28 protein-coding genes are annotated in these 26,625 nt (G+C 35.0%); 7 read left to right on the top strand and 21 right to left on the bottom strand.

The window, feature by feature from the left end:
- Positions 1–7: 7 nt before the first annotated feature.
- The 12 genes from argS to JVU85_RS04395 all read right to left on the bottom strand — a co-directional run bounded on the left by argS (position 8) and on the right by JVU85_RS04395 (position 11,199).
- A complete protein-coding gene (gene argS, locus JVU85_RS04450) occupies positions 8–1,675 on the bottom strand; it encodes an arginine--tRNA ligase (RefSeq protein WP_021459196.1) in 1,668 nt (555 codons plus the stop codon).
- Positions 1,672–2,088: a YwiB family protein gene (locus tag JVU85_RS04445; RefSeq protein ID WP_021459197.1), complete on the bottom strand. Its 417-nt coding sequence runs from the start codon at positions 2,086–2,088 to the stop codon at positions 1,672–1,674. Before JVU85_RS04445 ends, argS begins: the two co-directional genes overlap by 4 nt.
- 224 nt (positions 2,089–2,312) lie before the next feature.
- Positions 2,313–2,837 carry a YwhD family protein gene (locus JVU85_RS04440; RefSeq protein WP_172606435.1) on the bottom strand — a complete coding sequence of 175 codons (525 nt, stop codon included), beginning with the start codon at positions 2,835–2,837 and terminating at the stop codon, positions 2,313–2,315.
- 69 nt (positions 2,838–2,906) lie between these two features.
- Positions 2,907–4,205 (bottom strand): HD domain-containing protein, encoded by a 1,299-nt coding sequence (locus JVU85_RS04435; protein ID WP_002510794.1) that lies wholly within the window; start codon positions 4,203–4,205, stop codon positions 2,907–2,909.
- A 33-nt stretch (positions 4,206–4,238) separates the two neighbouring features.
- The gene (locus tag JVU85_RS04430; RefSeq protein WP_002510793.1) at positions 4,239–4,715 is read right to left on the bottom strand and encodes a GNAT family N-acetyltransferase; all 477 of its coding nucleotides are present in this window, start codon (positions 4,713–4,715) and stop codon (positions 4,239–4,241) included.
- Between the two features lie 241 nt (positions 4,716–4,956).
- The gene (locus tag JVU85_RS04425; RefSeq protein WP_002510792.1) at positions 4,957–5,496 is read right to left on the bottom strand and encodes a flavodoxin family protein; all 540 of its coding nucleotides are present in this window, start codon (positions 5,494–5,496) and stop codon (positions 4,957–4,959) included.
- Between the two features lie 60 nt (positions 5,497–5,556).
- Positions 5,557–6,489 carry an aldo/keto reductase gene (locus JVU85_RS04420; RefSeq protein WP_002510791.1) on the bottom strand — a complete coding sequence of 311 codons (933 nt, stop codon included), beginning with the start codon at positions 6,487–6,489 and terminating at the stop codon, positions 5,557–5,559.
- Positions 6,490–6,789: 300 nt separating this feature from the next.
- Positions 6,790–7,122 carry a YuzB family protein gene (locus JVU85_RS04415; RefSeq protein ID WP_002510790.1) on the bottom strand — a complete coding sequence of 111 codons (333 nt, stop codon included), beginning with the start codon at positions 7,120–7,122 and terminating at the stop codon, positions 6,790–6,792.
- A 218-nt stretch (positions 7,123–7,340) separates the two neighbouring features.
- On the bottom strand, positions 7,341–8,309 hold the full coding sequence (locus JVU85_RS04410; protein ID WP_021459199.1) for a sugar phosphate isomerase/epimerase family protein: 969 nt from the start codon (positions 8,307–8,309) through the stop codon (positions 7,341–7,343).
- Between the two features lie 12 nt (positions 8,310–8,321).
- On the bottom strand, positions 8,322–9,362 hold the full coding sequence (locus tag JVU85_RS04405; RefSeq protein WP_021459200.1) for a Gfo/Idh/MocA family protein: 1,041 nt from the start codon (positions 9,360–9,362) through the stop codon (positions 8,322–8,324).
- A gap of 18 nt (positions 9,363–9,380) precedes the next feature.
- A complete protein-coding gene (locus JVU85_RS04400; RefSeq protein ID WP_021459201.1) occupies positions 9,381–10,097 on the bottom strand; it encodes a ThuA domain-containing protein in 717 nt (238 codons plus the stop codon).
- Positions 10,098–10,119: 22 nt separating this feature from the next.
- Positions 10,120–11,199: a Gfo/Idh/MocA family protein gene (locus JVU85_RS04395; RefSeq protein WP_002510786.1), complete on the bottom strand. Its 1,080-nt coding sequence runs from the start codon at positions 11,197–11,199 to the stop codon at positions 10,120–10,122.
- Between the two features lie 225 nt (positions 11,200–11,424).
- Between JVU85_RS04395 and JVU85_RS04390 the strand changes: the two genes are divergently transcribed.
- Positions 11,425–12,183 carry a MurR/RpiR family transcriptional regulator gene (locus JVU85_RS04390; protein WP_002510785.1) on the top strand — a complete coding sequence of 253 codons (759 nt, stop codon included), beginning with the start codon at positions 11,425–11,427 and terminating at the stop codon, positions 12,181–12,183.
- 105 nt (positions 12,184–12,288) lie between these two features.
- Here JVU85_RS04390 and JVU85_RS04385 read toward each other — a convergent pair whose 3' ends face one another.
- From JVU85_RS04385 to pta, 5 genes are all read right to left on the bottom strand, one after another.
- Positions 12,289–13,371: a phosphomevalonate kinase gene (locus JVU85_RS04385; protein WP_002510784.1), complete on the bottom strand. Its 1,083-nt coding sequence runs from the start codon at positions 13,369–13,371 to the stop codon at positions 12,289–12,291.
- A gap of 12 nt (positions 13,372–13,383) precedes the next feature.
- Positions 13,384–14,367 (bottom strand): diphosphomevalonate decarboxylase, encoded by a 984-nt coding sequence (gene mvaD / locus JVU85_RS04380; RefSeq protein WP_002510783.1) that lies wholly within the window; start codon positions 14,365–14,367, stop codon positions 13,384–13,386.
- 4 nt (positions 14,368–14,371) lie between these two features.
- Positions 14,372–15,295: a mevalonate kinase gene (gene mvk / locus JVU85_RS04375; RefSeq protein WP_021459202.1), complete on the bottom strand. Its 924-nt coding sequence runs from the start codon at positions 15,293–15,295 to the stop codon at positions 14,372–14,374.
- 397 nt (positions 15,296–15,692) lie between these two features.
- Complete coding sequence (locus JVU85_RS04370; protein ID WP_002510781.1) at positions 15,693–16,532, bottom strand: lipoate--protein ligase family protein; 840 nt, start codon at positions 16,530–16,532, stop codon at positions 15,693–15,695.
- On the bottom strand, positions 16,532–17,521 hold the full coding sequence (gene pta, locus JVU85_RS04365; RefSeq protein ID WP_103388025.1) for a phosphate acetyltransferase: 990 nt from the start codon (positions 17,519–17,521) through the stop codon (positions 16,532–16,534). The genes JVU85_RS04370 and pta overlap by 1 nt, the downstream gene beginning before the upstream one ends.
- A gap of 172 nt (positions 17,522–17,693) precedes the next feature.
- Here pta and hemQ point away from each other — a divergent pair, with 172 nt between their 5' ends.
- The 3 genes from hemQ to JVU85_RS04350 all read left to right on the top strand — a co-directional run bounded on the left by hemQ (position 17,694) and on the right by JVU85_RS04350 (position 20,131).
- Positions 17,694–18,443 carry a hydrogen peroxide-dependent heme synthase gene (gene hemQ, locus JVU85_RS04360; RefSeq protein ID WP_002510779.1) on the top strand — a complete coding sequence of 250 codons (750 nt, stop codon included), beginning with the start codon at positions 17,694–17,696 and terminating at the stop codon, positions 18,441–18,443.
- Positions 18,444–18,896: 453 nt separating this feature from the next.
- Entirely contained in the window at positions 18,897–19,667 is a 771-nt protein-coding gene (locus tag JVU85_RS04355; protein WP_021459204.1) for a threonine/serine exporter family protein, read from the top strand.
- An 11-nt stretch (positions 19,668–19,678) separates the two neighbouring features.
- The gene (locus tag JVU85_RS04350; protein ID WP_002510777.1) at positions 19,679–20,131 is read left to right on the top strand and encodes a threonine/serine exporter family protein; all 453 of its coding nucleotides are present in this window, start codon (positions 19,679–19,681) and stop codon (positions 20,129–20,131) included.
- A gap of 81 nt (positions 20,132–20,212) precedes the next feature.
- On the opposite strand, the gene JVU85_RS04345 is transcribed toward JVU85_RS04350, so the two are convergent.
- From JVU85_RS04345 to JVU85_RS04330, 4 genes are all read right to left on the bottom strand, one after another.
- The gene (locus tag JVU85_RS04345) at positions 20,213–21,694 is read right to left on the bottom strand and encodes an APC family permease (RefSeq protein ID WP_021459205.1); all 1,482 of its coding nucleotides are present in this window, start codon (positions 21,692–21,694) and stop codon (positions 20,213–20,215) included.
- A 63-nt stretch (positions 21,695–21,757) separates the two neighbouring features.
- The gene (locus JVU85_RS04340; RefSeq protein ID WP_002510775.1) at positions 21,758–22,120 is read right to left on the bottom strand and encodes a DUF423 domain-containing protein; all 363 of its coding nucleotides are present in this window, start codon (positions 22,118–22,120) and stop codon (positions 21,758–21,760) included.
- A gap of 24 nt (positions 22,121–22,144) precedes the next feature.
- Positions 22,145–22,507 carry a DUF5327 family protein gene (locus JVU85_RS04335; protein ID WP_002510774.1) on the bottom strand — a complete coding sequence of 121 codons (363 nt, stop codon included), beginning with the start codon at positions 22,505–22,507 and terminating at the stop codon, positions 22,145–22,147.
- Between the two features lie 5 nt (positions 22,508–22,512).
- On the bottom strand, positions 22,513–23,184 hold the full coding sequence (locus JVU85_RS04330) for a uracil-DNA glycosylase (RefSeq protein WP_082435628.1): 672 nt from the start codon (positions 23,182–23,184) through the stop codon (positions 22,513–22,515).
- Between the two features lie 221 nt (positions 23,185–23,405).
- Here JVU85_RS04330 and JVU85_RS04325 point away from each other — a divergent pair, with 221 nt between their 5' ends.
- The 3 genes from JVU85_RS04325 (at position 23,406) to vraX (ending at position 26,349) form a co-directional block, all read left to right on the top strand.
- Entirely contained in the window at positions 23,406–24,395 is a 990-nt protein-coding gene (locus JVU85_RS04325) for a choloylglycine hydrolase family protein (RefSeq protein ID WP_204172103.1), read from the top strand.
- A 110-nt stretch (positions 24,396–24,505) separates the two neighbouring features.
- Positions 24,506–25,336, top strand: coding sequence for a bifunctional hydroxymethylpyrimidine kinase/phosphomethylpyrimidine kinase (gene thiD, locus JVU85_RS04320; protein ID WP_021459209.1), 831 nt, complete (start codon positions 24,506–24,508; stop codon positions 25,334–25,336).
- An 842-nt stretch (positions 25,337–26,178) separates the two neighbouring features.
- Positions 26,179–26,349 (top strand): C1q-binding complement inhibitor VraX, encoded by a 171-nt coding sequence (vraX, locus tag JVU85_RS04315; RefSeq protein ID WP_002510771.1) that lies wholly within the window; start codon positions 26,179–26,181, stop codon positions 26,347–26,349.
- The last annotated feature ends 276 nt before the right edge of the window (positions 26,350–26,625 follow it).

Raw genomic sequence — 26,625 nt, 5'->3', positions numbered from 1 at the left:
TTATTACTTACATTGATTCCGGTGCGTTGACACCTACTAAATGTAATGCATTGTGTAGTGTAATTCTTACCGCTTCTATTAAAGCAACTAAAGCAGTTGTTTTAGCAACATCGTCCGTTAACACTTTTTCAGCATTATAAAATTTATGGAAATGTGCTGCTAAATCTTGGATATAGTTGGTAATGCGATGAGGGGCTCTATGTGCCGCCGCACTTTCAATTGTCGGTTCAAATTCCGCTACTTTTTTCAATAATTCTATTGCCTTGTCATTCGTAATTAAATTAAAATCTGCATCTGTCGTTGGTGTGATACCTCTTTCTTGCGCTTGTTTTAAAATAGAACAAATACGAGCATGAGCATATTGTGCATAGTACACTGGATTATCTTGAGATTCTTGTTTAGCTAACTCCATATCAAAATCAAAGTGTGTATCTGGACTTCTCATCGTTAAGAAATAACGTGCCGCATCTACACCTACTTCGTCCATAATTTCACGTAACGTAATAGCATTACCAGTACGTTTACTCATTTTCACTTCTTCTCCATCTTGCATTAAACGTACCATTTGCATAATTTGAATTTCTAAACGGTCGCTATCAACACCAAATGTTTCTAGTGAAGCTTTTAAACGATTGATATAACCGTGATGGTCTGCACCAAAAAGATTAATCAAAGTATCGTTACCACGTTGAACTTTATCAAAGTGATATGCAATATCTGGTAAAAAGTATGTGTAATTTCCATCTTTCTTAATAAGTACACGATCTTTGTCATCTTTAAAATCAGTTGTTCTTAACCATGTCGCACCATCTTGTTCGTAAGTGTAGCCTAGCTCATTCATTTTATTTAATACTTCTGTAATTTCGCCTTGTTCATATAGCGTTGTTTCACTAAACCAACTATCAAAATGCGTATTAAAATCAGCTAAATCAGTACGTAATTTTTCCATTTCATAATCTACACCAAGTTTTCTGAACGTTTTAACACGTTCTTCATCTGATAATGAGCGTAATTCAGGTTGTTTTTCAGCTAAAGTACGCCCAATATTAATAATATCTTTACCATGATATCCGTCATCTGGCATAGTATGCGTAGTATCTCCTAATGCTTCAAAATAACGTGCTTCAATAGAACGCGCTAAATTCGTAATTTGATTCCCAGCATCATTGATATAATATTCTCTTGTTACATCATAACCTGCAGCCGCTAAAATGTTAGACAGCGTATCGCCTACAGCAGCATTTCTTGCATGTCCGATATGTAAATCTCCTGTAGGATTAGCAGAAACATACTCTACAATTATTTTGCCTTTATCATGCGATTCAGCACTTCCAAATTTATCGCCTTTATTCAATGCCTCTGCAATTACAGCTGTCAAATAAGAATTATCTAAATAAAAATTGATAAAACCTGGACCAGCAATTGCTACTTCTTTAACATTGGCTTTCGTCGCATCTAAATTGTCGACGATTGCTTGTGCGATATCACGTGGATTTCGTTTAGCTATTTTTGTTAAAACCATTGCGATATTTGACGAATAATCACCATTTGCTGTGTCTTTAGGGATTTCTATTTTAATTTCAGGAATATTTGCTGCTTCAGTTAGTTCAGCTTTTACAATACTGGCTTTAATTTCAGCTACTAATGTATGCTTCACTTTATCGATTATGTTCATTGCTTTTTCTCCTTATAACTTATTTCATATTGATATGTGCCCATTTTTTCGTCTTCTTGTAACAAATCATAATGTACTTTAACTTTACCACCATCATCAGTTACAAAATGTAAAATAGAGTGTGTATGAACAGTTAATGGAATACGGCCACCATTAATTTCATACAATGTAATTGTATCTTCCCCTTCTACAAAATGAAGGTTCATATTTATATCACCTTTACGGATAATTTTCACGCCAGCTTGTTCAATTTTCACAGTTACATTGACAGTAGCATCTTCTATCGTTTCTTTATATCGAATAAAATCTGCTTGTCGCTTTTGCCATGTACCTTCTGTTTTAAATGAAAATTTTTGTTTATCGTCGTGTTGTTTGACAACTTGCTTTGTATGAATAAATACATTGTTTTCCAATGTTCATTTCACCCTAATCTTTAAAATAATACACATAATTATAGCATAATTATGCCTTACATCACAGGTAAGAAATTAGCATTATCCTATAGCAGTAGCAAGTACAAATTTGCATAAAATTTTACATATGATAGTAACATGCACAGTTCATATTCACTAATTGTATTAATCACCATAGTAATAAGGCTGGAACATACTAAATGTCCCAGCCTCGCTGCTCGTAACTATCCTTCTGTTGACAATGCTTTATGCAATTCCTCAGCCGAATTGTGCCACATTTCCTCATTATGTTGCTCTAAAAATGCTTTTAAAATGTTTTTATTAGTATCGCCTATATGATCAATAATAATTTCTCGTTTCATTGATTTATCCATCATATTCACATGTTCTGGCATACTTTTATAACCTCGACGGATGCTTTTATTAACTAATAAGTAACATGCTGTCACGCCTGCATAATAAGGTCCATTTTCACCACGTTCCGTAGTTACCCAACATAACCAGTATGGTTTAGCGTCCTCACCTTCAACAATTTCTTTATCGTTAATCCACTTAACACCCTTTTCAACACTAGCACGTGCATGCATACCACCAATATCTATAAAAGCTTCTTGATTTTGTACATCTATAAAAACTGGTGCAATGTTATCTAAACTAATAGAACCTATGTTAGTACCTTTATGTCCACCCAATGGATCGTTTTTAATAATGTTAAACTTAAATCCTTTATTTTCAGACACTAGCACCACACCTCCTTCTAAATCATTCAATCATTTCTAACTTCCATATTAAATTATATATTTCACTGTCACAATAACTTAGTTTAATTCGTTCAGCAAACTAATAATCGCATTACGCACTTGATCATCTTCTACATTCACGAGTAATTCTTTCGGATAATATAATTTATAATCCTCTCTTTGTATACCGGTAATACTCGAAATAATTAACGATTGGTTACTAATTTCTCTAATTGAACCATTACGTCTCAATAGATGAATAGGTTGGCGATTGGAACCTGGTCGATCATAGTCATATGGTAAATCACTAAATGATTCACTTACGAAATAATAATTAGGGTCTATATCTGCCTGAATAAATAAATCTGTTAACTCAGTAATGGTAATAATTGAACCATCAAACGGCATATGCTTAAATAAATCACGATTAATAAATCGTCGAGCTAAATCACTTAAAATAGTATCCGCTTCATGTACCCATGCTTTTAAATAGTACAAGACGACTACTTCGTCTAAGTCTATATATTGTTCTATCGTCATCGTTTCCTCGAAGAACGGTACAAAATCAGTTGGATACATTTTAAATTGATATCCTTCGTTGTAGAGTTGCTTTGCACGTTTTAAACAATTATTCAATAATACCTCTCCACCACGACTTACTGGATGAAAATATATTTGCCAATACATTTGATAACGACTCATAATAAAATTTTCTACTGCATGCATACCACTTTCTTTAATAAGTACTTCTTCCTTCGAAGGACGCATTAAACGTAAAATACGCTCCATATCAAATTGACCGTACGATACACCAGTAAAATAAGCATCTCTTTGCAAATAATCCATTCTATCAGCATCAATTTGTGATGATATCATTGAGATGACTAATTTATTACTATGCGATTTGTTTATCACATTAGCCACTTCTTCAGGAAATGTCGGTGCTACACGCTGCAACACTTCATTTACTTCAGTTGGTCCAGTAATAATAGCTTGTGTAAAAGCTTCGTGGTCAGTATTAAATATTTTTTCAAAGCTATGTGAGAAAGGACCATGACCTAAATCATGTAATAATGCGGCACACAACGCTAATGGTCTATCATCATCATTCCATGCTTCACGACCTGAAAATGATTCGTCAATAAGTCGACGCACTATTTCATATACACCTAATGAATGACCAAAACGACTATGTTCTGCAGTATGGAAAGATAAATATAATGTGCCTAGTTGCTTGATGCGTCTTAAACGTTGAAATTCTTTAGTTTTAATTAAATCCCAAATAACTTGGTCTTTAACATGTATATAGCGATGTATCGGATCTTTAAATACTTTTTCTTCAGGTAATTTTTGCGTCGCATATGTTGATTGTGTCAAAATAGTCCTCCTATTCACTAATAGCTGAAACGTCTACAGCTTTTTACGCATTAAAGCTAAATCCATAGTTTCACCATACATTACATGCTCATACGACCGAACTACTTCAAAGCCTTTATGTTTATAAAATGCCATCGCTTCATCATTTTTATTATCAACTTCTAAAAATATTTCATCATATTGATCTTTAAACTGGGCAATCCCTTGTTCTAACAAATCAGTGCCATACCCATGATGTTGTGACACTGGTGTCACATAGTGAGCTGATAAATAAAGTTCTGTCCCATAAATAAAATTCGCAAAACCTATAATTTCATCGTTAGATTCAACGACTAAAAACAATTGTGATTCCAAGCGTTTTTTTAAATGCTCTTCATTATATGAAGCAGCTAACAATTCATTAACTGTTTTAGCTGCATAAATATTCAGATATGTGTTATACCAAGCTTTTGTTGCTACATTTCTAATGCCAATAACATCATATGGTGTTGCCGTTCTTACTTTGTACATGTTGCTGTCCCCCTATGTTTGATAGGCTAATTAGTAGCTATATTATATCATAATTCCATCAGTCACCATACGTAAACTATATCGCATGTGACCTTTTATTATTTAACTACCTTTCACATATTCCAATGCATTTGCGACTATACGTATTATAGCGATTTAAATAGGAAAAGAACCGATTCTAAGCAATATATCATCGCGATTGAATCGATTCCTGTATTATATTTATATACCATATTTGTCTTTAATCTTTTAATGTTTGTTGCCATTCACGTGCTCTTTTGAAGGCATATGTGTCCTTCTCGATATCACCTGGTCGTTCCGCTGTACCGATAATATAACCATTGAGTTGACCACCTAAAAAGCCCAAACTGTATTTCATTTGCGCAATACATGGTTTTGCTTTTACTTGAGGACAGTCACCCCCAACAACAATAAGTCTAAAGTCTTTAGTTGCCATTTGTTGTTTAAAATCTGCATAACGCGGGTCCAACAAACTTTCTGACCAGTGATCAATAAAGCTTTTCATAGAAGCAGACACACTATACCAATAAATAGGTGAAGCAAATATCACTGTGTCACTCGCTAATACTTGATCAATAATAGTTGCATAATCATCTTCATAATGATTAATCTCAGTGTCTTCATGACGTAAATCTCTGACAGGATTCAATTGATATGTCGTTAAATCTATCCAATTATATTCATGTCCCTCTAATGCTAATTGCGTCAACTGCGCGGTGTTCCCTTTTGGACGACTCCCTCCAAATAATACTGTAATCATTAGTTTCTCCTTCTATACAATTCTTTTTGCTTAGTGCTTTAGGGCTATTACTCTATTACTCTATATAGGAAATATTTGATCAATTTCTGCAATTTCATCATCTGTTAACTTAACTTCTGTTGTTGTTAAGTTATCAACAACTTGGACTGCACGTTTAGCACCTGGTAAGACTACATCAAGTGATGGACGAGTTAAATAAAATGCTAATACAATGTGTGCAACATCAACACGATGATTGTCTGCAATACTTCTTAATTTATCGACTTTTTCTAAGTTTTCTTTAAATTTGTCACCTTGAAACTCTGGATTTTCTGCACGTAAATCATCAAAAGTTGTATTTTCGTTATACTTACCTGCAAGTATGCCTGAAGCTAATGGGAAGTATGGAATAAAAGTAATTTGATTTGCTGCAGTATACTCAAGCACTTTTTCATTCTCTCTATTTAATAAATTATATTCCATTTGCACAACATCAACGTCACCATTTTTATTAGCCTCTTTCAATTGTGTTAACGAAAAATTGGATACGCCTATCGCTTTAATCTTGCCTTCATCTTTCAGTTCTTTTAATGCTGCAACGGCCTCGTCTTTAGCTGTGTCATCATCTGGAAAATGAATGTAGTATAAGTCAATATAATCTAACTGCAAGCGTTTAAGACTATCCTCTACTTGTTGTTTTAAAAACTTAGGATCATTAGAAAAATGCACATCGCCATTATCATCGAAATAATGTGCACCCTTGGTAGCAATCACAAATTCATCTCTTGGAAATTCTTTTAATGCCTCACCAACTAATTCTTCTGATCGTTCAGGGCCATAGATATACGCAGTATCTAATAAATTAATACCATTTCGAATCGCTGTTCTCACAACTTCTTTACCTTGTTCTTCATCTAAATCATTATATAAATTATGTCCACCTACTGCATTCGTGCCTAGTGCGACAGGAAATACATAGACATCTGATTTTCCAAGTCTTACTTGTTCCGTCATAACTTATTATCTCCTTTTTTGATTACTATTACCTTTTTTAAGACATTGTAACCATTTATATTAATAGTTTAATTAGTTTACATTTTTTTAATACATACTACTTTTATATAGTTAGATTATTTACATACAGTTAATATTGTAAATTCTTTTATAATATATTCACAATATTATGATAACATTTCACAAATTTAATGCTATAGTTTGACACACTTTTCTTATAAAAATCCATAATTTCATATATATATATTAAAAAAACTATATGCACTTTGGTCAAAGTGCATATAGCCTGATCTATGTATGTTATTTTTTCTTTGCTAATTTTTCTTTAAGCTTACGATCTTGTTCTTCTTTACGACGCTTTCGTTCTTCGTTACGTTTTCTCAATCGTTCTTCTTCTTCTGGATCACGTGGTTTTTGTAAATGCTTCGTTACCTTTTCCATTAATTCTTCTTCAGTTAAAGCTGCCAGTGGCCTATTATTGATAAAGGCAAATGTTTTACGCCGTCCGGGACCACAATATGATTGACAACCAATTTCTATTTCAGCTTGCGGATCTAATTTTGACAGCTTGTTTTCTAAAGATTTACAATCAACGCCTTGGCAGTCATCACAAATTAAAAATTTATTGTGCACATTCACCCCACCTTTCATTTTCTAAATAATATAAAATGCGCACAGTTACTTGATGCATTATTGATGCTTAAGTAACACAACTTGATAGATAGCATTTAGTTATCATAACTTTAATTATTGTACGCTTTCTCATAATAATTTCAAGTCTTTCAATACGAAAAACTAAAACGACTGAAACACAAATAATGTTCCAGCCGTTTATCATATATTATTCTCTTTTATGTCCACCATAAATCTGGAGCAGGTTGATTAATGTTTACTGAAGTTAAATTAGCAACTGCTTTTTGAAAACCTTCTTCTATCGACATAATCGGATCTTCATGTTCAATACTAATTACATAATCATAACCATAAGTACGGAGCGCACTAATCATCTCACTCCAAACTTGTGGCGAATGACCATAACCTACAGTTCTAAAAGTCCAAGCACGAGTTGCCACTTCACTATACGGTTGCATATCTGTTAAACCATACATATTAACATTATCTTGATCTATATAAGTATCTTTAGCATGGAAATGATGTATAGCATTTGCTCTACCTAAAATTTTAATTGCTGCTACTGGGTCAATGCCTTGCCACCATAAATGACTCGGGTCTAAATTGGCACCTATAGACTCATTAGTAGCTTCGCGCAATTTGAGTAATGTATGAGGTGTATGTACTGAAAAACCTGCATGTAATTCAATACCTATCTTTACATCATGTGCTTGCGCAATTTCTGCTACTTCTTTCCAATAAGGTATTAATTTCTCTTCCCATTGCCATGTGTATATATCACTATATGCAGTTGGCCAAGGTGTTACTGGCCAATTAGGGTGCTTTGCATCATCATCTGAGCCAGGAACTCCAGAGAATGTATTCACTACCGGGACATTGAGCAATGACGCTAATTTAATAGTTTTCACTAATGTCTCATGGGCTAAGTCTGCTTCTGTTTGATTCGGAGACACACCATTGTCATGACAACTGAAAGCGCTAATAGTTAATCCGCGGTTATGGATGGCCGCTAAAAAACTGTCACGTTCCGTTTCGCTTGCCAATAATGCATCAACATCACAAAAATGATTACCTGGATTGCCTCCAGTTCCGATTTCCACTGCAGTCACACCTGCAGCCGCAACATAATCTAACATTTCTTCAAATGACTTATCTTGGAATAATACTGTAAAAACACCTATTTTCATCTTGCATTCCTCCTATTCCATTACTATACTGTGACCTGTTTCACTACTGCGATAAATTGCATCGATAAGCTGATTAACAGTTTGTGCTTCTTCAGGTTGTACTACTAATGTATCTAGACCTAAACAACTATCTACAAAATTACGCGCCTGTTGTTGAGCTGCTTTATGTTCATCATGAGGCGCATCTGCACTTTCCGTAACAAATGTGCCGTATTTGGGTGTGTACGTTTCAAAAGGATAAACATTTAAGCCACCTTGCTCTCCCGAAATACTTATATGCATTTGATCTGCTTTGACATTTGCAGACCATGAACATTCAAAATGCATCGTTGCTCCATTATCAAAGGTAATAAAACTAGTGACGTGATCATCGACATCAAACGTTTCGTGATTTATTGCGCCCCATTCATTCAGTTGATTCGGCATTTTGCTTAAATTATTATACGTTTTGCTTAACACTTCTACCGGTTTGACTTCGCCTAAAAGCCATAATGATAAATCTAAAAAGTGACAACCGTAATCTATAAGACTACCGCCACCTTGTAATTCTTTATTCGTGAAGACTCCCCAACCCGGTACTTTTCGTCTACGTAGCGCTTGTACACGAATAACTAAAGGCTTACCGACAGCACCTGCTTCTACCGCTAATTTTGAACGTATCGCTGCTTCGGTATAACGATAATGATAAGCAATAGATAACAATTTATTGTGTTTACGCGCAGCTGCAACCATATCCTCACATTCTGTTGGTGTCATGGCCATCGGTTTTTCACATAACACATGGACTCCTGCTTGTAATGCGGCAATACTAATTTCCGCATGAAATTTATTCGGCGTACAAATTGTAACGGCGTCCACATATGGAAATACGTCATTATAATCAGTACATACATGTGGAATGTGATGCTGTTCAGCTATAGACTCCGCTAACTCTTGATTAACATCATGGACTGCGACCAATTCTACTCTATCGCTCATTTCTGTAAATGCAGGTATATGTCTACCTTGGGCAATACCACCGACACCAATAATTCCGATTTTTAATTTATCCACGTCAAGTGCCTCCTAGAATTATTTTTTTGTAATATGTTCTAATGGTTGAGCATTACCATAATCATGCTTTGGTGTCGCCTGGGGTTGCGCCCATTTCACAGCATTGCGAATCACTTGTTGTACATAATTATTATAATAAGTTGGATAAGTTTCATGGCCTGGTCGGAAATAGAATATTTTACCGTTTCCGCGCTTAAACGTCGCTCCACTTCTAAAAACTTCTCCACCTTCAAACCAGCTAATAAATATCGTTTCATCAGGCGCTGGAATATCAAAATGCTCTCCATACATTTCTTCTTTATCTAATTCAAAATACGACGGTAATCCAGTCGTAATTGGGTGTGTCGGATCAATAACCCATAAGCGCTCTCTATCATCTGCTTCACGCCATTTTAAATCACAAGTTGTGCCCATAAGTGTTTTGAATATTTTTGAAAAATGTCCTGAGTGTAACACAATAAGTCCCATACCATTAAGAACATGTGCTTTTACACGATCGACAATTGCATCGTCAACTTCATCATGGGCTTTGTGTCCCCACCAAATTAAGACATCCGTTTGTGCTAATACTGACTCTGTCAAACCATGTTCTGGTTGGTCTAACGTTGCTGTTGTCACCTTATGCTCATCTGTTAAAAATTGGGCAATGGCTTGATGAATCCCTTTAGGATAAACTTGACGTACCTCTTCATTCTCTTGTTCATGACGATATTCATTCCATACTGTTACTTTCATTTAATCACTCCTCAACTGAAATTTACTTATTGAAATACACTGCTTGACCACTTTGCGCAGATTGATAAATAGCTTCTAAAATTTGAGTAACAACTAGTGCTTCTTGTGGGTCAACTACTGGTTTTGTATCATTCAATATCGCATCAATCCAAGCTCTTGCCTCTACTTCTGCTTCATCTTCATCTTCGCCTTCATAAAAAGCAACACCTTCATTATCTAATGCAATATGCTTCGTATAGAGTTTGCCCATGTCTTCTCCGTGAATACGTAAGCCATCTTTCATATCAGCACCACCTTCAGTACCTGATAATGCACATTTTGCTTCGTCTTCATCTAAAGTGTTCAATGCCCAACTTGATTCTAAAATGATAGTAGCTCCATTAGTCATCTTAATATAACCAAATGCAGAATCTTCGACTGTAAATGCTTCAGGGTCCCAAGAATCCCAAGCATTAGCTGCATTTGCTTTTTGTCCTAGCTTATGAAAAGTTGATCCCATAACCGATTCCGGTTCATAATTATCCATCATCCATAAAGTCAAATCTAAAGCATGTGTTCCAATATCGATGAGTGGTCCTCCACCTTGTTGTTGCTCATCTAAAAATACTCCCCAAGTTGGTACAGCACGACGGCGAATAGCTTGTGCCTTACCTAAATAAATTTCTCCTAAATCACCACGTTGCGTCACTTGACGTAAATACTGACTATCTGTTCTAAAACGGTTTTGATAACCAATTGTCAGCTTTTTGTTATTTCGTTTCGCAGCAGCAATCATATCTTTGGCCTCTGCAGTCGTTTTGGCCATTGGTTTCTCACACATCACATGTTTACCAGCGTCCAATGCTGCAACTGTTATATCTCTATGTGAACTATTCGGAGTACAAACATGAATAACATCAATAGAATTATCTGCTAATAGTTCACGATAATCTGTATAAACACGTGCTTCTTCACTGCCATAGTTATTAGCTGCATCTGTTGCGCGCGCTTGTTCAAGGTCACAAAAAGCTGTTAACCTCACTTCGTCAATAGCTTGTAGACTAGGTAAATGTTTACCATTTGCAATACCACCACAACCAATAATACCAACATTCAATTTCATGTATCTCATCCTTTCACCCTTTTAAGGAAGCGTTTTCATTTTAAGTTATTAAAAAACACAAATGACAATCATTTATGTTGCTATAAAATATTATGTTTGCATTAATCGTAATATAAAAGCTTCATATGACCAATAATTTTGACGTATTTAGAATTTATGTATTAATATTAGAATATATTTCCAAGTAGCGAAAAATTTTCCATGTTAGGTGTGAAATAATCTTTTATGATACTCGATCCTCTGATTAACAAACATTATGATGCTTTAAACGACAACGACTTACATATCATTAACGTTATTCATCAACATATTGACGAAATGGTAACAATGAAAATTCAAGATTTAAGTCACCTTACGCACACATCTATCTCAACCATTCATCGACTAGTAAAAAAATTAGGATTTGAAGGCTACAGTGATTTTAAATTTCATATTAAAATGGAACAACAACAAGCTGTACCCAAGCAACTGGTACATGCACATGCCGTTATGGAGGATGTCCAACGTACTGTGGAACATTTAGAAATGTTAGATTATACAGTGTTAAATCAACGTATTGATCAAGCTGAAATTATTTATATTTTTGGTACAGGCATGGCGCAACAAAATGTCGCCCGAGATGCCCAACGCCATATGCTCTCCATTTCCAAACGTGTTATTATCTTGAATGATGAAAGTGAATTGTTGTTAGCAATCGATCAAATGCGCGATACCGACTTACTTTTTATTATTTCGCTATCAGGCGCAACAAAACATATTGAATATCCAGTACAATTATTAAAAACACGCAACTTACCATACGTATCTATTACAACATTACAAGATAACTTTATAGCACAACATGCTATTTTTAACATTTATGTGAGCACTACGCCAATTACTTTTTTCAACCATAAACAATATTATAGCTTTACACCCTATTATGTAATTTTTGATTATATCGTGCGTACGTACCATGATTATAAAATTGCTCAAGATACATAAAAATGAGCTTGTTAGGTCAAAAGTAGTTGGTTTGATCTAGCAAGCTCATTTCAGTATATTCTATTACTTTTTAGTTTACGTGTTTAGACAATGTTTTATCGTCTACTATTGCCCATGATAAACATTAAATTCTAAAGGAATAACTTCATGTGATTTCCACTCTTTATAGATATGCTTTTTATTACTATCACTATTTATAATACTAATACCACAATCTCCACCGCCAGCGCCGGATGTTTTAGCGGCCCCGCCATGCTTTTCTGCAATTTCACATAGTGTTTTTAAATGTGGCGTTTCAATATCAATCGTCGCTTCATTATCCATTTGTTGAATGATTTTACGATTATGACGAATCATTTGTTGTACACCTTTAATATGGTTAGTTTTAAACGCATGTATGAGTTTTTCCACACAGGTATGAGATTGCTCTAAAAACTTGCCATAAAAAGTCGGATCTGCTTTTAGCCTTTTCACTTCACTCACTAAATGATGTGATGAAGCAGGCGAACCTGTCCATCCAATTAACACTTCCATATTTTCTGGTGCTTGCAATGGCTCAATATGTAACCCTGGCCAGTTTTTATTTAACACCTCATTGACAGAAGTATCTTCAATTTGTTGCATCACCCATTCGTGATCAAAAGTGCTATAGGCTAACCAACCTGTATACACACTCACTGCAATATCGCCACATGAACTTAGGCTTTGTAATTTCATATTAGCAATGACTGCTAATTTATAAATATATAAATTAGACAATTGCATATCATAAAACTCATTTAATGCTTTTATCACAGAAACTAAAACTGCTGCACTCGAACCTAGTCCATATTTATGACCAGATGCATCATCTAAATTACTATCAATAGTTAAATTAAAATGCTTTAAACTAATATCGTTACTACGTACATATTGCTCAAATACCTCAATCGCAGTAATTACATATTTTAGTTGTTTCGCAGCATGTAAATCTGACACTGCAATTTTGTCTTCTCGTCGCTGAAATGTCACTGGTTCATGATGTAATGTTTTAGAATGTATCGTACCTTGTGTTGCTAACGATGTTGTATCTTCAATAGAAGCTGTCACAAAACGATCTACTGCAATCAATACAGACTTATAGCCAGGTTCTGTAACTGCGTATTCTCCTGCAATATAGAGCTTTCCTGGTGCTTTTACTTGAATCATTTTATCTCTTCCTTATTCTATAATTTCTACTCCTGAACGCGTGATGTCACTTGCGATGATTTGGTGTGGTTCGAAATGTTGGTGTAATTGTTCAATTACATGAGCTTGATTATGTTTTTCCACTAAAATTTTAACATTAGGTCCTGCATCCATTGTGAAATAACATGGATAGCCTAATTCACGGCATTGATGAACCACTTCCATAGCTTGATAGCTTTCAGGCACTAAGTAAGTAAACGGGGGTTGCGCACCTAAATTGGTTGCATGCATTCGTAAGCCATTGGCTTCAATGACTTCACCAAGACCCTTAAAGTCCTTGCGTGATATCGCTTCTTTAACAGCTGCTATATCTTCATCTACATGGTCTAACCAATATTGATAAAACCTTGATGTATCACGTGTTAATGACATACCTGCACGGCTTGATACTTTTTTGGATTTATTATTGATAACAACAAAAATCATCGCTAGGTCATCTTCCCAACGATCGGCATCAATAGGAAAACTATATGATGTTGTATCATCGTACCCTTTTTCCCATTCAACGAAGCCTCCAAATATGCTACGAGATGCTGAACCTGAACCTCTACGCGCTAAACGCGACAGCTCTTTATCAGACCAACCTAATTGTAACGCTTCATTACATGCTGACGCTAAAGCTGCATACGCACTAGCAGATGAGGCTAAACCAGCTGCAGTAGGTACAAAATTTTCACTTTCAATATAGCTATACAAAGTAGTATTCGTCTTTGCTCTCAACATATCCATAAATCGAGTGATTTTTTTACTTTCTGCCGCATTAACAGTTTCACCATTTAACACTAAAGTATCCTCTGTATAAGATTCACTAAATGTCACTTTCGTTTCAGTATAAAACCGCTCTAGAGATACTGATAAACTATTATTCATAGGTAAAATTAAATCTTCATCTGCTTTTCCCCAATATTTTATCAATGCAATATTTGTATGTGCGCGTGCTTTACCGCTTTTAACCACCTTGTTAACCTCCTAAATTTTCAATCCATGTATGCTGCGCTCCAAGCTTTTGAGCGCTTTGTTCAATTTTTTTAGCAATTTCAAGCGTTTTTGCTAGTACTATCATACTGCCACCTCTACCACTGCCAGTCAGCTTACCTGCAACCGCGCCTAGCTTGTTGCTTTCTTCTAAAATTGTTTCAATTTTTTCATGACTTACAGTTAATAGTTTCAAATATTTTTGACACCAGTTAAATGCAGGTGCTAATTTTTCAAATTGGTGTTGTTCAATAGCGTTACGTGCATCATAAACTAGTTTACCAATTTCTTTAATATATTGCAGATATTTTTCCTCAGAAGCACACAATCTATGAACATCTTCTACAGATTGTTTGGTTGAACCTAAAATACCGGTATCAATTACAACCATATAGCCATCTAGGTCTAATGGCTTTAATGTCGTAACACTACCTTGTTTGAACCATACAGGTTTGTTTGACACAATGGTTTGGGCATCTATACCACTTGGTTTGCCATGTGCAATTTGTTCAGACCAATTCGTTTCTGCAATTAACGTTTCATCAGAAAGTGGTTGCTTGATAAAATCATAACTCGCACGTACAAATGCAACCGCAAAAGCAGCACTTGAACCTAACCCTCTTGAAGGTGGCAAATTTGTTTCAGTTGTTATTTTAATTGGTTGTGTCACGTTATGACGTTCAATAAATCTTGTAACCACTGCCTTTAAATGTTCTGGTGCTTCCGCTAGCGAGCCTCTGTAGACATCACTATCAATTTCTGAAGTTGCATGTTGTTCTAGTGAAACTATTGTTGCCTTTACTTTTCCAGAAGTAAATGGAATGGCAATTGCTGGTTGACCAAAAGTAACTGCATGCTCACCAATTAATATCACTTTTCCATTTGCTTCCCCATATCCATATTGTGCCATTTTCTCAATCACCTTTAGATTATTGTTAATTTCCATTCAGTATTTCTCTTTTACTACAGTTCTACTAGGAAGCATGTTTGAAATTTCCACTCCATAAACAGCATTGAATTAGCAGCACTATGGTTGTCTTTGGTGAAAATCAATACTCACTCATCCAAAATTAACACCTGCTACTAATTCATAACCATACTTCTCCATTATAATGCGCAATTATATTATATTCAAAAAGTTACGCTATTTTCTGGTTTTTTATTTTTCAGAAATACTACACTTTTACTATATTACTTTTTTAATTTCTATAATTCAACAAAAAGAAAAAGGTACACTAAACAATCGTGTCCAGTGTACCTTACTACAGCACCGTTTAAGTTAATTTTATTGAAATTACAAAATAATCTTATATATCCATTCGATTATTTAATTTTTCATTACGTGCAATCATTTTGTCAAAGTAGCCATCATAACGTTCCCATTCTGTTTCAGTAATGGGTTCCATATTTAAACGGGCACCTAAATCTTTCATTGCATATAACAATTGGAACATTACGTCTTGGACTGTGATTTCTCTATTCAACAAAGTCTCAAGTGATGCCATATAGTTTGGCTCAATATTAGGATATTTAAATTTTGTTGATTCGCCTTTCAATGCGCGTTCATAAAATGTTTTCATCATTTCAGCGCGTTCAGCTCCAGAACCTTCGACACACAAATAAATTTGTACAGCTATTCCACCACGTACGCGACGTTGTGAAATGCCAGCAAATTTTTTGCCGTTAATACTCAAATCAAATTTACCTGGACAATAAGATTGCGTTATTTCGTGTGTTTCAATTTCTACACCTTCATCTTCGAACATCTTAGCAATCAATAAATACATAACTGTAAAAGCTTCATCTATTGTAGTTTCAGTTTTACCTTTAAATATTAATGAAATATTCAAAATGCCTTGGTCTAAAACTACACCCAGACCACCTGAATTTCTCACAATCGCATTATAACCTTGTTCCTCAGTTAAAAATCTAATGCCATCATGCAAATAAGGTAGTCGTGAATCATGAATTCCTAAAATAACGGTATGCTGATGTACCCACGTACGTACCACATTTGGTGAATCATCATTACCTACACTTTCACAAAAAGTATCATCAAACGCAAAAGATTGCATTGGCGCTAAACCAGAAGAATGATCAATATAACGCCAATCTATACTATTAAAATATTTACTTGCTAAGTCCATTATTGTAGTGCTTGAGCTGCAGTAATGATTGAAAGATTATAAACGTCTTCAGTTGAACAGCCTCGAGATAAGTCATTAACTGGAGAGTTTAAACCTTGTAAAACAGGTCCAACTGCATCAAATCCACCTAAACGTTGTGCAATTTTATAACCAATATTACCCGCTTCTAAACTTGGGAAAATAAAGACATTTGCATCGCCTTGAATTTGAGCACCTGGTGCTTTTTTCTTCGCAACTTCAGGAACAATCGCTGCGTCAAATTGGAATTCGCCATCAACAATAACATCTTCTAATTGTGCTTCAGCAATTTTTTCTTGTGCTAATTCAACAGCAGTTGAAACTTTTTCAACATCATCTGATTTAGCAGAACCTTTAGTTGAGAAGCTTAACATTGCTACACGTGGTGACATACCAAATGATTGTGCTGATTTTGCACTCTCTACAGCAATTTCAGCTAAATCTTGTGCTTCTAATGTAGGATTAATTGCACAGTCACCAAAAATATACTGTTGATCATCTTTAATCATAAAGAAGATACCAGATGTTTTAGATACTCCAGGCTTTGTCTTGATGATTTGTAATGCAGGTCTAACTGTATCACCCGTAGAATGTGCAGCCCCACTCACTAGACCTTGAGCTTTACCAGTGTATACAAGCATAGTACCGAAATAGTTCACGTTTTGTAACATTTCTTGTGCTTGTTCTTCAGTTGCTTTACCTTTACGACGTTCTACAAATGCTTCTACTAATTCTTGTTTTAAGTCACTTGTTGCTGGATCGATTAATTCTATTTGAGCAATGTCGAAACCTTTATCTGCTGCTAAAGCTTTTACATTTGCTTCATTTCCTAATAATACTGGTGTCACATAATCTGTTGCTTGTAATTCTACCGCAGCAGCTAACACACGCTCATCTTCACCTTCTGGCAGAACGATTCTGACATTTTTCCCTGAAAGTTTTTCTTGTAATACATCTAATAAAGACATAATAGCCTCCTTGAAATTTTGAGTATAGTTTATAGTGATTTTCCTTTGTCATTATACGTTATTTTGCGATAGAATTCCATGTCACCAATTTGTAAACATTTACTTATGTTATCAAGATACCTTTATGATAGAATTTTCAGTGAGGTATTAAGTATTTTATAAAGGAGCGATTTAAATGCCACAAGCACCTGAAACATTAGATGGATGGTACAGTTTACATTTATTTTATGCAATAGATTGGACTACATTACGTCTATTACCATCTGAAGAACGTCAAGCGATGGTAGATGAATTACAATCTTTTTTAACAACACACGAAGCAGCACGTACAAATAATGTAGGCGACCATGCGCTTTATAATATTACTGGTCAAAAAGCAGACCTATTACTATGGGTACTACGCCCTGAATTAAAAATGTTAAATGCTATTGAAAATGACTTTAATAAATTAAAAATAGCAGATTATTTAATTCCAACTTATTCATATGTTTCCATCATTGAACTTGGTAATTATTTAGCTGGTAAATCTGATGAAGATCCATATGAAAACCCACATATTAAACCACGTTTATATCCAGAACTACCACATGCCGAGTACATTTGCTTCTATCCTATGGATAAACGTCGTAACGAAACATATAACTGGTATATGTTGCCATTAGAAAAACGTCAAGAGTTAATGTATGCACATGGTAAAATCGGCCGTCAATACGCAGGTAAAATCAAACAATTTATTACTGGTTCAGTAGGATTGGATGATTACGAATGGGGCGTAACATTATTCGCAGATGACCCATTGCAATTTAAAAAAATCGTTTATGAAATGCGCTTTGATGAAACAACAGCACGCTATGGTGATTTTGGTAGCTTTTATGTTGGTCATATCCTACCGACATCTGAGCTTGCAACATTCTTTAAACTATAAACAACACCACTACTGTTCGTTGTTAGCACGCTAAACACGTAATTTTTGTACATCAAGCGTAGCGACACAATTTAACTGAGTAAATGCTCAATGTTGGGTTGGCTACACTTATGTATAAAGAAAATAGTAAAATTTCAAATATAAAAAAAGCACACTTGTGAGCAAACAAGTGTGCTTTCTGTAGTGTGTCTGGGAGAACATTAATCACCACTTAATAATTAACTGCTGTTTATATTGTCGCTACTCAATATATCAGTAACAGTTAACTATTATTAGTTTATCCGAAATATAAATCGCGCAAACATAAAGTCGCAAAATACATGCTGCACAATATATTTTTTATCTTAATACGACTCCTAACAAAACAAAACATTCATTCCATGTTACAATAAACGAAATTAATCTTACTTAAAAAGCCCAACGCTAAAGAATAAACTATAACTTGGTGATGATATGACAAACATACAATACAATGAAACCTATGAAGAAAAGTTAACAAAAGATGTAATCCTCTTAGCAGGACGTATATTATTAGAATCCGGAGCGGAAGGCACACGCGTCGAAGATACTATGACACGTATTGCCAATCAGTTGGGATATCATGAAAGTAACAGTTTTGTTACTAATACAGTAATCAATTTTATGTTGCACAACGAAACTTATCCTAGAGTCTTTCGTATTAAATCTCGAGACACTAATTTATTCCGTATTTCACGTACTAATGGTGTTTCACGTAGATTAATAGCTGGTTCTCTGTCTTTAGAGGAAGCTTATTCTGAATTAGAACAAATCTATACTGAACAAAGTATTCAACATGATTTAGTATTCAAATTTATTGCAGCAAGCATCGTGTCACTGAGCTTTTTATATTTACAAGATGGCAAACTCATAGACATTTTGACTGCCCTACTTGCCGGCTCATTTGGTTACTTAGTTACAGAAATACTAAGCCGTAAATTACATACACATTTTATTCCTGAATTTATGGGCGCTCTAGTTATCGGCTTTATAGCCGTCACAGGCCATAACCTTATACCAGGAGGTTCTGTTGAAACTATTATCATTGCGTCTGTTATGCCAATAGTGCCCGGAGTCTTAATTACCAATTCAATACAAGATTTGTTTGGTGGGCATATGCTGATGTTTATTACTAAGTCTTTAGAGGCTTTAGTTACAGCCTTTGGCATTGGTGCAGGTGTTGGGACAATCTTAATTATTTTTTAGGGGTGCTGATTATGTTTTGGATCTTAAATTTAATTTTTAGCTATTTAGCAGCATTATTTTTTGGTGTCATCTTTGATGTCCCCAAACGGTTATATCATACAACAGGTATCGTTGGTGCATGCGGTTGGATCGTTTACACTATCTTTTATGATACTTTAGAGTTCCATACCATTTATTCAAATTTCTTTGGCGGTTTAGCACTCGGTTTATTAAGTCATGTAATGGCCCGATATAAAAAAGAACCAGTTATTTTATTTATGGTGCCTGGCATCATCCCTCTCGTACCAGGTGGATTAGCTTTTGATGCTACTAAGAATTTAATTCTTATTCAATTTAGTAAAGCAATTAATACAATGCTAGAGGTCACATTAATCGCTGGTGCTATTGCCTTAGGCTTACTCTTTGCAGATCAAATTTCTAAACTAATCATTACTGGAACAAAACGAACGATACGCAAAATCTAAAGCCCCTATGTATTGCACCTCAATTAAAATATAATTACGCATTAAAAAGACTGTCGACAGTTGCCGACAGTCTTTTTTTAGTTATTTTGATTCTTGTGTTGACGTATTCACTATTTCATCTATATCTTTCGCGGATTGATTTAAGATCATTTGACTTAAATAATCATTATTAATACGTTTTAATTTCGGATAACGGAAAACAAAGAATCCTAATCCTATAATCGCCCATACACCTAATGCTATATATGAAGGTGTTGATAATGCCGCTGGTGAACCGGGTACTAATAATAACAATAAGAAAATAAATGATACGATTGAGCCTAAAATCGCAAAGGTCTTGTATATTGGACCATACGTATTGCTCGCTTTATTATAGCTAAATAATTTAGCCGCAGATAAACATGTAATAAAATAAGCAATTGACACGCCAGTCGATGACATATCAACAATCCACGTCAATGCCGTACGTCCTAACCATGGTGCAATTAACGTAATAGCTACTAGAAAGATAATAGCTACATATGGCGTCTTGTATCGACGGTGTAATTTACTAAATACTGTAGGCATGATACCTGAGCGCCCCATTGAAAAGAGCAAGCGACTAGAACTCATTAAAAAGCCATTCAATCCAGTAAAAATTCCCATGATAATAGCAATTGCTAAGATTGCTAAACCTATGTGACCGAACGCCTCACGTGTCACCGCACCTGTTAACCATAAATTACCATTTACACTACTTGCATTCGTACTCAACCAACCTGTAAACAAGAGCATTACGACATAAGTTAACGCCGAAGCTAATAAACTATACACAATTAGTTTAAATGTTTTGTTAGGTGAAAAATCAAATTCTTCTGCAGTTTGTGGAATATTGTCAAAACCAACATAAGCCCACGGAGCAACTGCTACAATCATTATAATCGACGTAAACCATCCTTCTGACTTATTAGCCAGTGGCTGTAAATTGTCTAATGAAAAATTACTACCAAAAAATGAGCCGAAAAATAATAATAATACAGTTATTACTAATGCCACACAAAAATAATATTGTAACGAGCCTGACACGCTAGCTCCTTTAATTGCAATGCCCATAAATACTAATAATAATACAGATGCGATTATTATTTCAGTAATATAAACATCCCAACCTGCAATGGTATACAATTTACCTACTTCTAATACGCCAGGCATTAAAAATTTAATTAATAAGCTAAATGCTGTGGCATTTAACGCAACCACACATATGTAACCAAATGTGAGGAACCATGATGAAAAGAAACTCACATAACGTCCAAAACCTAAAAAACTAAATGCAAATGCTCCACCAGATACCGGAAAACGTTCCACTAACGCTCCATAACTGACGGCGATTAAAATCATCAACAGCGCACCTATAGTAATACCGATAGCCGCTGCTATAGGGCCAGACTGACCAATCCAGTCTCCAGGGAGTATAAATGCTCCCCAGCCAATACATGAGCCATATGCAATCGCCCATACAAATTTTTCAGAGAGATTTTGTTTCAAATCTCCCCTATCTATTTCTACATTTTTTCTACTCATTTAAAAAACTCACCTCATGGAGTGTATTATACCCATAAGACGAGCTTTTTTAACATAAAAAAATTATAATTTAATTGTTGCAATGACTAACATTAACCAGCCTGCGATAAATAACAAACCACCAATAGGTGTAATAGCGCCTAGAATTTTAATTTGAGTTAACGCTAAAATATAAAGTGAACCACTGAAAAATACAATGCCTAAGAATATTAACCAGCCTGCCCAGTTTACATTAATTGAAGTTGTACCACTTAATATACCTAAAACTAATAAGCCTAGACCATGGTACATTTGGTATGTTGTAGCTTTTTCCCATACAGACATATATTTATCAGAGAGTTTTCCCTCTAAACCATGTGCGCCAAATGCACCTGTACCTACTGCCATCAAAGCATTCAAGGCACCTAAAATAATAAACACTTTCATCATTTTGCTCTCCATCCTTTTCTATTAAAAATCAAAAATAGACTCACCATTACCAATTTCATCATCCGTAGTTAATCTATTACTGTCCAAACTTGTTGGGCTAGCTTTGTGTTGTTGCATTGACTGTGACACTTTACCACCCATAGCTTTAATTTCCGCTGCAGATACTTGGTTTTTTGACTGATCACTTGGTATCTGTGTGGAGACACTAGAACTCACTTCAGATGCTAATGGATAAGACGTAGTATGTTGCTTAGTTGATGTTGTATATAACGAAGTCAAAGTATGAATTGCATACATATGCTTTTCAAACTCTGTTTCGTTACTTGCCTCTTCAGCTTGTAGTAATTCATTTTCAATAAGTTGAATCATTTTGTCTTTATTCATCATTATCACTCACCTTCACACCAACGAATTGGTTGAATACCTTTAGATTTTAAATAAGCATTGGCTGTCGAATATGGTTTAGAACCAAAGAAACCTCTATACGCAGAAAGCGGACTCGGATGAGGCGCTTTAATGACTTTATGTTTTGAGGTATCGATAAGCCTAACTTTATCCTGTGCAGGCTTTCCCCATAAGATAAAAACCACATCTGAGCACTGTTCTGACACTGTTTGGATAATCTCATTGGTAAATAGCTCCCAACCAATATTTCTATGTGAATGTGCTTCACCAGCACGTACTGTCAATACAGTGTTTAATAATAAGACACCTTCTTTTGCCCAGTCTTGCAAGTGTGGTGACGTACGCTCACACCCTATATCATCTGCCAGTTCCTTGTACATATTTCTTAATGATGGTGGAAACTTAGCATTAGGCTGTACAGAAAAAGCTAAACCATGTGCTTGATTGGGTCCATGATAAGGATCCTGTCCTAAGATAACTACCTTCACTTTATCCAATGGTGTTAAATCAAATGCTTGATATATATTTTCACGCTCTGGATAAACCGTTTGCGTCGAATATTCTTGTTCTAAAAAATCATGCATAGCCTTAAAGTCATGACGTGTTGTAATATCATGAAATACCTCTGACCATTCCATACTGTTCACCTCACGCATCATCATAACATATAGCAAAAAGTTACGTTACTACAATAATACCATCATACACTATGATGAGTAAGCAATGAAATAACGGTAAGTACACAAATTCAACAATTTTGCGAACCTCTCCACTTTGTTAACTTTCACAAAGAAATAGTTAACTATATTAATTGCATTACTTCTTCTCATTCGTTTATGCTAAGGACAAATGCTATCTTCATCAAGGAGTGATTCATATGTGTACAGGTTTTTCGTTATTCACTAACAAACAACATCATTACTTAGCAAGAACTATGGATTTTGCGTTTGAATTTAATAGTGTACCTATAGCCGTTCCTAGAAATTATCATTACCAATTTGATTTAGAGGAAGCGACTAAACTCAACTATGGTTTTATCGGTACGGGGGTTAAAGTAGGACGTTATCGTTTCGGCGATGGTATAAATGAACATGGACTTAGTGTCTCTAATCATTATTTTACAGGAGAAGCGAGTTACGCTACGGAGAAAGAACAAGGCTTTATTAACCTAGCCCCTGAAGAATTTATCGTCTGGGTATTAGGATTCGTTAAAGATATTGCCGACTTAAAATATAAAGCCGCTCGTCTCAATATTATGAACATTAAAAATCCAGCATTAGATGTAGTACCTCCATTACATTTCCTTATTACAGATCGACATGGCTACACTGTTGCAGTCGAACCCCATGATGGCAAATTAATTGTCAAAGACAATTACGTCAATGTACTAACAAATGCACCTAATTTAGAGTGGCACATTGAAAATTTACGTAACTATCCTTTTTTAACACCAACAAAACATCAACTCAAAGTAACGGGAAAAGTGTTAATTCGACCAATGGGCGTAGAGGATGGCACAGCCGGACTACCTGGTGGCTATACATCTACTGAACGTTTTGTCCGTGCCTCATACTTACGTAATAATTTAGAAGATGCACAAGATGAAACTACGAATATTACAAATTGCTTTAAAGTGTTAGATGCTGTAAGTATTCCTCGTGGTGCTGTAATCGATGCACAGGAAACGCATTACACTCAATATCAATTAGTGTTAGATAGTAAGACCAAAACATATTATATTAAACCTTATTATAATAATACTTTATTCCAAATCACGTTAACTGAAGCTCTGCTTTCTGCTGCTGATTTAACATATTTCCCTCTCGAAAATACTTTTTCAACAGTCTCACTAAATGACAATGACTAGGTGTCAAAATGACATCTAGTTTGTTGCCGGAGTTTAAGTATTAGTATTTTGCATATTTGCTAAACATGATATGATATAGATAAATTATTTTTGGGAGTGAACAATTTATAATGGCACTAAAAAAAACGTTAACAATTGCAGGTTCTGACACAAGTGCCGGAGCTGGTATGCAAGCTGATTTAAAAACTTTTCAAGAATTACAAACGTATGGCATAGTTGCTTTAACTTCTATCGTTACTATGGATAAGGCCACTTGGTCACATGACGTAACACCAATCCCATTTGACGTCTTTGAAAAACAACTAGAAACTGCCATTTCAATTGGACCTGACGCTGTAAAAACAGGTATGTTAGGCACGGAAGAAATCATTAAGCGTGCTGGTGAAGCTTATGTACAATCTGGTGCAGATTACTTTGTAGTTGATCCAGTAATGGTATGTAAGGGTGAAGATGAAGTACTTAACCCGGGAAATACAGATGCTATGATTGAATACCTATTACCTAAGGCAACTGTTGTAACACCTAACTTATTTGAAGCAGGACAGTTATCACAATTAGGCAAATTAACGTCTATAGCCGACATGAAAAAAGCAGCACAAATCATTCATGACCAAGGTGCACAACACGTTATCATTAAAGGTGGAAAAGCCTTAGATCAAGATAAATCATATGATTTATACTATGATGGCGAGCAGTATTATCAACTCACAACCCCTATGTTCCAACAAAGTTACAATCACGGTGCAGGATGTACATTTGCTGCCGCAACAACAGCTTACCTAGCAAATGGTAAATCACCAAAAGAAGCAGTAATCGCTGCAAAAGCATTTGTTGCTTCCGCTATTAAAAACGGTTGGAAAATGAATCAATTTGTCGGTCCAGTCGATCACGGTGCACATAACCGTGTCGAACATATCGATGTAGAAGTAACAGAAGTATAATTCATCGTCATAAAACAACTAAATAACATACACATGAATATCTCTGACTAAAAAACATCAATTTCTATTGTAAGATATAGTAATTGATGTTTTCTTTAGTTTTATGAAAATTTGTTGATTGCTGAACTACTGCCCTTCCTATATTCAATGTCATTAAGACAAACACAAGTTCTTGTTTAACTTTTATGTTTTCGAAGATCCTTATATTTGATTAACCAAATATAAATTGTACCGATTTTGAAACGTGCTGACGCCCGGGGAAATAGTATGCGTGAGAGACTACAGGCTCGATCCATACCCCAGGCAAGCATGCACGGTCAAAATCGATTGTTTTTTAATAACAAAGTACATGTTGTATCGATTTTGTATCATGTTGATGCCCGAGGAAATAGTACGAGTGAGAGACTACAGGCTCGAACCATCCCCCTAGTCAAGCATGCACAGTCAAAATCGAATATTTAAAATGGACATTTATATCCTAATCTCATCTTAAATCACTGTTCACTATGCAACTTAACAACCCACTCCTCTTAACTTACATAATAATAAAGTCGTAGGATAAGTTAATACACAAGACTCATGCATGCGGTTATACCCTGTAATATAATAAAATTGTAGCGAACAAAGGAGGTAAGTTTCATTAGTAATCTACAAGTTAGGTTAACTAACGCTAGTATCCCAATTGTACAAAAACGCTACAAACACATTAAAACAATAGAACATAAACTTTACATTTTAAACTTAGACGATAGTCGTAGTATAAATTGATACCCTAGCCCCATGAAAATCAAATCATATTACGATACCATATTAAGTGTAGAGAGCAAAGGAGGTATTACATCATGATTATTTATAGACAAGCTTTTGACAATGGTAATCCAATTTATGAAATTATTACTAAAACCTTCAAAACCATTACAGTAAAATGTGATGAACATTTTAGTAATAATGAATTATACAAATTACTCTCTCTACTAGAGCACGATGTTGATAACATGAAACTAAGTTATTAACACTTCACACCTTAGAACAACAAAATACTGTACCAAGACTTAAAAGATTGAACATAAAATTACTCCCCAAAAAGTATGAATAAAGTCGTATTTAAAGTACTTGCTAAGCTGTCCCCTTACGCATGATACTTTTAAACACACAACCCTAAAAACTCACTTTTAAGCGGCGATAAAGCAGTTAGATTAAAGATTGTCCCCTTTAATAACCTGGAGAGCACCTCGAGGTTTACTAACTCAATCGTCGCTTTTAGTATGTAAAAAAGGGAGTGGGACAGA

Source organism: Staphylococcus sp. GDY8P72P, from assembly GCF_016890655.1.
In the GTDB taxonomy this organism is placed as follows: Bacteria; Bacillota; Bacilli; order Staphylococcales; family Staphylococcaceae; genus Staphylococcus; species Staphylococcus arlettae.
The sequence above is the reverse complement of the archived record's forward strand: the minus strand, read 5'-3'. Positions and strand labels throughout refer to the sequence as shown.